Annotated in this window: 10 protein-coding genes and 1 pseudogene; 7 read left to right on the top strand and 4 right to left on the bottom strand. The window is 46.6% G+C overall.

Going from position 1 to position 8,314, the window contains the following annotated elements; translation table 11 throughout:
• Positions 1–1,044 (bottom strand): annotated as a pseudogene (locus Q0307_RS00865) (hypothetical protein); the annotation flags it as partial.
• A 68-nt stretch (positions 1,045–1,112) separates the two neighbouring features.
• Between Q0307_RS00865 and ubiE the strand changes: the two are divergent.
• Positions 1,113–1,862: a bifunctional demethylmenaquinone methyltransferase/2-methoxy-6-polyprenyl-1,4-benzoquinol methylase UbiE gene (ubiE, locus tag Q0307_RS00860; protein ID WP_298655074.1), complete on the top strand. Its 750-nt coding sequence runs from the start codon at positions 1,113–1,115 to the stop codon at positions 1,860–1,862.
• Here ubiE and Q0307_RS00855 read toward each other — a convergent pair.
• The gene (locus Q0307_RS00855; RefSeq protein WP_298655072.1) at positions 1,852–2,451 is read right to left on the bottom strand and encodes a sulfite oxidase heme-binding subunit YedZ; all 600 of its coding nucleotides are present in this window, start codon (positions 2,449–2,451) and stop codon (positions 1,852–1,854) included. The two genes, ubiE and Q0307_RS00855, sit on opposite strands and share 11 nt — an antisense overlap.
• On the bottom strand, positions 2,451–3,362 hold the full coding sequence (msrP, locus tag Q0307_RS00850) for a protein-methionine-sulfoxide reductase catalytic subunit MsrP (protein WP_298655069.1): 912 nt from the start codon (positions 3,360–3,362) through the stop codon (positions 2,451–2,453). The genes Q0307_RS00855 and msrP overlap by 1 nt, the downstream gene beginning before the upstream one ends.
• 104 nt (positions 3,363–3,466) lie before the next feature.
• On the opposite strand from msrP, the gene Q0307_RS00845 reads away from it, so the two are divergent.
• Both Q0307_RS00845 and Q0307_RS00840 read left to right on the top strand, forming a co-directional pair.
• Positions 3,467–4,066, top strand: coding sequence for an SCO family protein (locus Q0307_RS00845; protein ID WP_298655066.1), 600 nt, complete (start codon positions 3,467–3,469; stop codon positions 4,064–4,066).
• A 14-nt stretch (positions 4,067–4,080) separates the two neighbouring features.
• Positions 4,081–4,704: an SCP2 sterol-binding domain-containing protein gene (locus Q0307_RS00840; RefSeq protein WP_298655063.1), complete on the top strand. Its 624-nt coding sequence runs from the start codon at positions 4,081–4,083 to the stop codon at positions 4,702–4,704.
• Here Q0307_RS00840 and Q0307_RS00835 read toward each other — a convergent pair.
• Positions 4,701–5,186, bottom strand: a complete 486-nt coding sequence (locus tag Q0307_RS00835; RefSeq protein ID WP_298655060.1) for an RNA pyrophosphohydrolase — start codon at positions 5,184–5,186, stop codon at positions 4,701–4,703. The genes Q0307_RS00840 and Q0307_RS00835 overlap by 4 nt on opposite strands.
• Before the next feature lie 112 nt (positions 5,187–5,298).
• Here Q0307_RS00835 and Q0307_RS00830 point away from each other — a divergent pair, with 112 nt between their 5' ends.
• The 4 genes from Q0307_RS00830 to Q0307_RS00815 all read left to right on the top strand — a co-directional run bounded on the left by Q0307_RS00830 (position 5,299) and on the right by Q0307_RS00815 (position 8,156).
• A complete protein-coding gene (locus tag Q0307_RS00830; RefSeq protein ID WP_298655057.1) occupies positions 5,299–5,955 on the top strand; it encodes an HAD family phosphatase in 657 nt (218 codons plus the stop codon).
• A gap of 3 nt (positions 5,956–5,958) precedes the next feature.
• Complete coding sequence (locus Q0307_RS00825; protein ID WP_298655054.1) at positions 5,959–7,104, top strand: pyridoxal phosphate-dependent aminotransferase; 1,146 nt, start codon at positions 5,959–5,961, stop codon at positions 7,102–7,104.
• Positions 7,105–7,114: 10 nt separating this feature from the next.
• Entirely contained in the window at positions 7,115–7,894 is a 780-nt protein-coding gene (locus Q0307_RS00820; RefSeq protein ID WP_298655052.1) for an amidohydrolase, read from the top strand.
• A gap of 73 nt (positions 7,895–7,967) precedes the next feature.
• Entirely contained in the window at positions 7,968–8,156 is a 189-nt protein-coding gene (locus Q0307_RS00815) for a hypothetical protein (RefSeq protein WP_298655049.1), read from the top strand.
• Positions 8,157–8,314 lie beyond the last annotated feature (158 nt).

The following is an 8,314-nucleotide window of genomic DNA, read 5'->3' as shown; positions in this document are numbered from 1 at the left end:
GCCTCCGTTGCCACCGCCTCCGTTGCCACCGCCTCCGTTGCCACCGCCTCCGTTGCCACCGCCTCCGTTGTCACCCCCTCCGATGTACCCGCCACCATCACCGCCACTGTGACCACCATGATGATAACCTCCAAACACCAAGCCACCTGAGAAGCTAGGTGCTATTTGCTGGCTATAAATTGGTATAGGTCGATGCACAATCACAGGTTGCACCGGACGCTGGACATAACGCACCATTGGGCGAACGACTTGGACTTGTTGCACAGGGCGAATGACTTGACGTACTTGTGGACGTGCTGGTCGGAAGACTTGCACAGTTTGCACACCACAAGCTTGATAACCCGGACGCATTCTTGCGACTGGATTATGCGGTCTAACTAAGTGTTGTGCCTGCATTTGAGCACGTTTGCGCGCTAACATTTGTTGCTTAGCTGCTAGTAAGCGTTGTTGCTGCAACATACGTTGCTTTTTAAGAAGTAAGGCTTGGCGCTTTAAGGCGGCTTGACGTTTTTGTTGAGCAATACGTTGCTTTTGCAGGTTTAAAGCCTTGAGTTGGATAGCCTGTTGGCGTTGACGCTGTAGTGCGGCTTGGCGTTGTTGTTGAACCACTTGGGCAGCTCGACGTTTTTGTGCTAACTGTAAAGCTTTCCGTTTTTGTTGAGCAGCATAATAGGCTTGGCGTTGAGCACGAGCTGGTTGATTGACGTGCCCCCCTGCATATTTAGCATGTGGGCGCGGTACGACTACAGCCGCCCCACGACCATGCACCCCACAGACAGCGCCCCGGTGCGTTACTCGATAGCTGCCTTTAGGTTTAACCGCACGCCAACCGCCTTTACAGAAACCACGACTATTGCAGTGATGAGCAGCAGCACTGTGGTGAAGACTTACGCTAGTACAGCTCACATGAACAGACTTAACACGAACGATAGGGCCTTTTTGGTTCGCATGCATAGTGCGCATATCTTCAATACCGCCATTCCATGCTTGCGCTTGCGAAGCCGCTGCCAGCCCTAAACCAACACCAATAACTATTTTTTTCATGCTGCCTTCTCCATGAAGAGCGTTGCGCCTGTTAGACTAGGCCATCTTTTTTGAGGAATGCCTGAGTAATGGATAAGGAACCAACAACCCATTTTGGCTATCAACAAGTTCCCGTTATGGAAAAAGCTAGTAGAGTGGCTGGAGTATTTCATTCGGTAGCCGACAAGTACGACGTAATGAACGACGTAATGTCGTTTGGTGTGCATCGCCTCTGGAAACGCTTGACGATTGATGCAGCCGGAGCGAAGCAAGGTTCTAAAGTTTTAGACTTAGCCGGTGGTACGGGTGATTTAGCCAGTAAATTTGCGCGTATTGTGGGTCAAACGGGCAAAGTAGTGCTATCCGATATTAATGCATCCATGTTAGAAAATGGCCGCAAGCGCCTGACTGATTTAGGTATTGCTGGTAATATTGACTATGTGCAAGCCAATGCCGAATGCCTACCGTTTGCTGATAATAGCTTTGACATTGTGATCATGGCGTTTGGCTTAAGAAATGTCACCGATAAAGATTCAGCCTTAGGCTCTATTTTTCGGGTTTTAAAGCCGGGTGGACGTTTACTGGTCTTGGAGTTTTCTAAACCCGTATTACCCGGCTTAGCACCGATTTATGATCAGTATTCATTTAAGTTGCTACCGATGATGGGCAAGATGATTGCCAATGACGCTGAAAGCTATCGCTATTTAGCTGAATCGATTCGTATGCATCCGGATCAAGAAACCTTAAAACAGATGATGAGCACCGCCGGTTTTGAGCGCGTGACTTATACGAATATGACCGGCGGCATTGTCGCTTTACATAAAGGCTTCAAGCTTTAAATCGCTGATAGAGCCGCTCACCCAAGAGAGCGGCTAAAATTAGTGCATAAAGCAAAGGTTCGGATACATCCGATTTAGCATCTTTCATCCACCAGAAATGCAGCACTGCGAGCATAGAGAGTGGATAAATTAAAGTATGTAAGGTTTTCCAGCGCTTCCCCAAACGCCGTAGCATCGCTTTGGGTGAGGTAATCGCTAAAGGAATCAGCATTAGAAAAGCTAGCATCCCTACGGTAATAAAAGGCCGCTTCAGAATATCACGCCAAATCCCGCCCCAATCAAAGAATTGATCCAGCCAGAGATACAAAATTAAATGCACACTGGCATAAAAAAATGCAAATAGTCCGAGCATCCGCCGCAAACGAATCCCTTGCGTCCAGCCAACTAAACGCCGCAAGGTGGACAAGGCTAGGGTTAATAGCAGAAAACGTAAAGCCCAATCACCTGTGCTACGTGTGACTGCTTCTATCGGATTCGCGCCCAGACTATCTTGCCAAACACCCCAGCCTATTAAAACTAAGGGTATCAAAGCACAAGCAAAGACTAAGGGTTTAAGGAAGCGCGTAAATAAAGGCTCAGGAAATTGCATTAATAATATGTCCGTAAATCCATGCCGCTGTACAAACTCGCCACTTGCTCTGCATAGCCATTAAACATCAAAGTTTTACGTTTACTAAATTCGCCGATTCGCCGCTCGTTGTATTGACTCCAGCGTGGATGATCCACCTCTGGATTGACATTGGAATAAAAGCCGTATTCTTTAGCATTCGCCTTTTCCCAACTCGAAACTGGCTGTTGCTCAACAAAACTAATACGCACTATCGATTTAATACTCTTAAAACCGTATTTCCAAGGCACTACTAAGCGCAGGGGTGCACCGTTTTGGTTGAGTAGCGGTTTATCATATAGCCCGGTGGCTAACAGGGTGAGAGGATGCATCGCTTCATCCATCCGCAAACCTTCGGTGTAAGGCCAATCGAGTACCTTCTGCTTCAATTCGGGCATCTGCTGAGGATCTGCTAAGGTCTCAAAGCGCACAAATTTAGCTTTGGAAGTTGGCTGGAAACGCTTCAATAGCGAGCCTAAAGGAAAACCTTGCCACGGAATCACCATCGACCAGCCTTCCACACAGCGCATCCGGTAAATGCGTTCCTCCAATGGATGCGGTTTGAGCATCTCTTCGAGGGTATAAGTCCCCGGTTTTTCACATTCACCGTCAACCGTCACCGACCACGGTGAAGTCACTAAGGTTTTGGCATTGCTAGCGGGTTCATCTTTACCCGTACCAAACTCGTAAAAGTTGTTATAGCTGGTGATATCCTCAAAATCAGTCGGTTTTTCATCCGTGGAAAAAACTGATTTTGCCCAAGCGAGTGGCGGCAAGGCAGTGCCTAAAGCCACTGCGCCACCTAAAAACTTTAAAAATTCTCGGCGATTTTGATAAAGTGCATACGCTGTGGTGTCATTTTCCGTTAAATCAGGAGCCCGTTTAATAATCATTGCTAAATACCTCTAGGCTATTACGTGATTCATCAGCTTTTGGATGCGCTCATTAGCACTTATGTATGCTATGGTCGCAGCGACTATGATGAAGGGAGATATGAATGAAAGCCCATAATTGGATCTATCTTAGTTTGGCGACGGTGGTCTTAATAGGCCTAGTAGCAGCTCAATCATTCTTTAATAAGCAAACCGCTACCGCCGGTTCTACTATGACCGCAACGGCTACTAATGATTTCACTTTGACGCAAAACCATCAGGCCGTGCACTTGCACGATTTTCGCGGCAAACTAGTACTCTTATATTTTGGTTATGCCTCTTGCCCTGATGTCTGTCCAACTTCCTTGGCTCTATTAAGCTCAGCCTTGAAAGAACTTAGCGCTGAAGAGGCGGCACAAATTCAGCCTATCTTTATTAGTGTTGATCCAGAGCGAGACAATGGTACTAAATTGATGGATTATGCGCGTTATTTCTTTCCTAGTTTCATCGGGATTACTGGGACAGAACAGGAAATCCAGCGTACCGCCATGCAGTATGGCGCGTTTTACAGTAAGGTAAAGAGTACTTCGGCCATGGGCTATACCGTCGATCACAGCTCTAATAGCTATTTGCTTGGTAAAGATGGCCAATTGCTGACAACCTTTAAGCATGACGTGAACAAAGCTGAAATAATTGCAGGGATTCGTGCTGCTTTGAAAAACTAATCAAGGGGTCTTTGATGCTACTAGATGCTTTAACCCTTCCCTTAGAAGCGACCTTTAATGCTTGGCTAAAATTGGATGAAAAAACGCATGGCAATGCACGCCAACGCCTACAAGCCTTGCAAGGCAAACTTATTCGCTTGCGAATCACTAATCCGGGGTTTGATGTGTACTTTTTACCTACTGCGGAGGGGGTACGGGTCAGTGCAAGTTACCACGCACCCCCTGATGTTAGTATCCAAGGTAGTGCTTTAGCCTTCATGCGTTTGGCACAAGCCAAAGATAGCGGTAAAGCGATGCTAGAAAATGGTATCCAAATTGAAGGCGATTTAGGCTTAGGCACTGAATTTAGCAAAATCCTAAGGGAAGTTGATGTTGATTGGGAAGAACTACTCTCTCAAGCCGTGGGTGACACAGTAGCCCATCAAGCGGGACAACTCGCTCGCAATACCAAAGGCTGGCTCGATCAATCGGCGCAAGCGATGCGGCTAAATACACAAGAATATTTACAAGAAGAAACGCGTTTATTACCGGCGGAGGCCGAACTCAACTACTACTATGAACAAATTGATCAGTTGCGCATGCATGCAGATCGATTAGAAGCGCATTTGAATCGACTCGTCAAAAAAAAGGATGCCTAAGCATCCTTTCTTGATTCCACTAACAGTGCGAACTCATTTAAAGCGCGGCGATACACCTTACGCTTGAAGAAAACCACTTGTTGAGCAGGTGTCCAGTAGTCTACCCATTCCCAGTGATCAAATTCAGGTTTTGGTGTTGCTTGCAAATTCACATCTCCGTCCCTGCACAACATCCGCAGCAAAAACCAACGCTGCTTCTGGCCGATGCACAAGGGTCTTGAGCGACGGCGAATCATGTAATGGGGTATACGATAACGCAACCAACCACGAGTTTGCCCTATCACTTCGACCTGCTGAGGTTGCAATCCAGTTTCTTCATGCAATTCTCGATACATAGCGTCGAGTGGAGACTCCCCCTGATCAATACCTCCTTGAGGAAACTGCCAAGACTCTTGACCTAAGCGTTTTCCCCAAAACACTTTACCATCGCAATTACAGAGGATGATACCTACATTCGCACGGAATCCGTCCTCATCAATCACGACTGTCCTCCGGAACTTTTTTGCTTGCATTGATTTTTTCACAATCCCCATGATTCGGCAATTTCAAGCGAGTACAATCGGGTATTTTTCTGCTAAACGCATAGGAACAGGTATGACACTCGCACTTTTCGACCTCGATAACACACTTTTAAAAGGCGATAGCGATTATCAATGGGGCGAATTTTTAGTTCGTAAAGGCTTGGTGGATGCAAAAACTCATGCTGAAGCGAATAAACGCTTCTACGGGCATTACACCAATGGCACACTCAATATCCGTGAATATGCTGCTTTCACTTTTAAATTTTTAAGTGAGCACAGCATGGAACAGCTCGATCAATGGCGCAGCGAATACCTGCAAGAAGACATTCACAAGATGATCTCGGATGCAGCACGGGCATTGGTTGAAAAGCATCGGGCGTTGGGACATACCTTAGTCATTATCACGGCTACCAATAGTTTTGTGACGCGCCCAATAGCCACTGAATTTGGTATTGAGAACTTATTAGCCGTCGAACCTAAAATTGAAAACGGTCGCTATACCACTGAAATTGACGGCATCCCAACGTTCCGCGAAGGTAAAATTGAGCGCTTAAAAGGATGGCTCCAGGATCGTTCAGAAACTCTAGAAGGTAGCTATTTCTATAGCGACTCGCATAATGATCTACCGCTCTTAGAGATTGTGGATCATCCTATTGCAGTTGATCCTGATGACATTTTACGCGCTAAAGCTATCGCTCGGGCTTGGCCGATTATTAGTTTACGGAGCTAAGTGATGCACTACCCTGCTAGTAAATTGCCACATATTGGTACAACCATTTTCACCGTTATGTCGCAGATGGCGAATGAACACAAAGCTATTAATCTCTCGCAGGGCTTTCCCGATTTTGATGGCCCGTCTGCACTCTTAAATGCAGTCGGTGCTTATATTGCCAAAGGCATGAATCAATACGCGCCCATGAGCGGTCTACCCGTTTTACATGAACAGATTGCCGCTAAAGTGCAGCGTATTTATGGCAATCCTGTTTCAGCCGATGAGGTGACGGTCACTTCGGGTGCAACCGAAGCTTTATTCGCAGCCATTGCCGCCGTAGTACGCCCCGGTGATGAAGTCATTATGTTTGACCCTGCTTATGACAGTTATGACCCAGCCGTCGAACTAAACGGCGGAATATCCATCCATTTGCAATTACAGCCACCCGCCTTTGCAATGGATTGGGCAACACTTAAAGCCGCAATTACGCCAAAAACGCGCTTAATTATTTTGAACTCTCCGCATAATCCGACAGGTAGCGTCTTAACAGCTACCGATATGCAACAGTTGATTGAACTAGTACGTGGCACAGATATTCTACTACTCAGTGATGAAGTCTATGAGCATATCGTTTTTGACGGACAGCAGCATCAAAGCTTAAATCGCTATCCAGAACTATACGAACGCAGCTTTGTGGTCTCGTCCTTTGGCAAAACTTATCATACCACTGGCTGGAAAATTGGTTATTGCGTAGCACCACCACCTTTGACGGCGGAATTCCGTAAGATGCATCAATATCTGACCTTCGCCACTTGTACCCCGATGCAATTAGCGCTGGCGGATATTCTGCGTGATGAGCCAGAATATGCCGATAATTTACCCAAATTTTATCAGCAAAAGCGTGACCTATTCTGCTCGTTGATTAGCAACAGTCGCTTTAAATTTGCCCCAGCAGCCGGTACTTATTTCCAAGTGGTCGATTACAGCGCGATTAGTGATTTGCCAGATACCACTTTCTGCGAATGGCTGACTAAAGAGGTGGGAGTAGCGGCGATTCCTGTTTCAGTGTTTTGTAAAGTTCCACCAGAAATGCACTTGATTCGTTTCTGCTTTGCCAAAGGTGATGACACTTTGCAACGTGCGGCTGAGCGTTTGTGTGCCATTTAGGAGAAGAGCAATGCCTGAATTCTTACGTGTGAGCTTGGTACAAACTGAACTAACTTGGCAAAATCCCGAAGCGAATCGAGCGCATTTTGCAACATTGCTACAAGGCTTAGCGGGTCAAACTGATTTAATCGTCTTGCCAGAAATGTTCACCACCGGCTTTATGATGACACCTGAAACACATGCTGAAGCGTATGGTGGTGCAAGCTTTACTTGGCTACAAGCCCAAGCGGCTAAGGTACAAGCGGCGATTTGCGGCTCGATAGCGACCGCTGTTGAGGGGCGATATACGAACCGTTTTATGTTCGTGACTCCAGATGGTGAAGTACAATTTTATGACAAGCGCCACCTGTTCCGGATGGGTGATGAAGTCAATCATTATAGCGCGGGCTTCGAACGTAAAACTTTTAACTATCAAGGCTTTCGTATTCTGCCACAAGTCTGCTATGACCTGCGTTTCCCCGTGTTTATGCGCAATCGCAATGACTATGACTTAGCCATTGTGGTAGCAAACTGGCCTGCAGTACGGCGTCAACCTTGGCGTACCTTGTTGCAAGCACGGGCGATTGAAAATCAAAGCTATGTACTTGGAGTGAATCGAGTGGGAACCGATGGTTTAGGCTTGGTCTATAGTGGCGATTCATTAGCAGTTGACTTCAAAGGGGAATTGCTGGTTGATCAACTTGAAGGGACTGCTTTTGTGGAAACCACTCTGTTGGATTTAAACGCCTTGAAGCAATTCCGTGAGCAATTTCCCGCTTGGATGGATGCGGACGAATTTAGCTTGAGCTGAATCCAGCCCTTGACCTGTCTATCACTGCACAGTTTAAAGTGAGTCCTGTTAATTAAAACAACAGGAGATCAAGATGCAAAACGCAAGTATCAACAAAATGCAATGGGTTGAACTTTTCCGTGACACAGGTTTGGATGAAGCCATGATGAGCCACTGGCATCAGCTCTTTGAGCAGCGTTACCCAGAACAACATCAGGCTTTTCTGGAATGGCTGCAAATCCCGAGTGAGGAAGTCTCACAGATTCGCAAGGCTAGCCGCTAAGCCCGCAACTTGGGAATGAAGATGTATACCATCGGCCAGCTTAGCAAACGCTTTGGTTTATCGCGTAGCACTTTATCCTCCACGCCGTAAACCCCCGTCCTTCAGGGCATAAGTATCTACACAAATCCCCGGAATTTCTTGATAATCGGGGATATGAG

The organism is uncultured Thiothrix sp. (assembly GCF_937873765.1).
Classification (GTDB): Bacteria; Pseudomonadota; Gammaproteobacteria; order Thiotrichales; family Thiotrichaceae; genus Thiolinea.
This window is presented reverse-complemented; position numbering and strand designations above follow the sequence as displayed.

What these genes read in the sequence shown, in the direction of transcription:
- ubiE (WP_298655074.1), top strand. Translation starts at nt 1,113, where the DNA reads ATGGATAAGGAACCAACAACCCATTTTGGCTATCAACAAGTTCCCGTT.
- Q0307_RS00855 (WP_298655072.1), bottom strand. Translation starts at nt 2,451, where the DNA reads ATGCAATTTCCTGAGCCTTTATTTACGCGCTTCCTTAAACCCTTAGTC.
- msrP (WP_298655069.1), bottom strand. Translation starts at nt 3,362, where the DNA reads ATGATTATTAAACGGGCTCCTGATTTAACGGAAAATGACACCACAGCG.
- Q0307_RS00845 (WP_298655066.1), top strand. Translation starts at nt 3,467, where the DNA reads ATGAAAGCCCATAATTGGATCTATCTTAGTTTGGCGACGGTGGTCTTA.
- Q0307_RS00840 (WP_298655063.1), top strand. Translation starts at nt 4,081, where the DNA reads ATGCTACTAGATGCTTTAACCCTTCCCTTAGAAGCGACCTTTAATGCT.
- Q0307_RS00830 (WP_298655057.1), top strand. Translation starts at nt 5,299, where the DNA reads ATGACACTCGCACTTTTCGACCTCGATAACACACTTTTAAAAGGCGAT.
- Q0307_RS00825 (WP_298655054.1), top strand. Translation starts at nt 5,959, where the DNA reads ATGCACTACCCTGCTAGTAAATTGCCACATATTGGTACAACCATTTTC.
- Q0307_RS00820 (WP_298655052.1), top strand. Translation starts at nt 7,115, where the DNA reads ATGCCTGAATTCTTACGTGTGAGCTTGGTACAAACTGAACTAACTTGG.
- Q0307_RS00815 (WP_298655049.1), top strand. Translation starts at nt 7,968, where the DNA reads ATGCAAAACGCAAGTATCAACAAAATGCAATGGGTTGAACTTTTCCGT.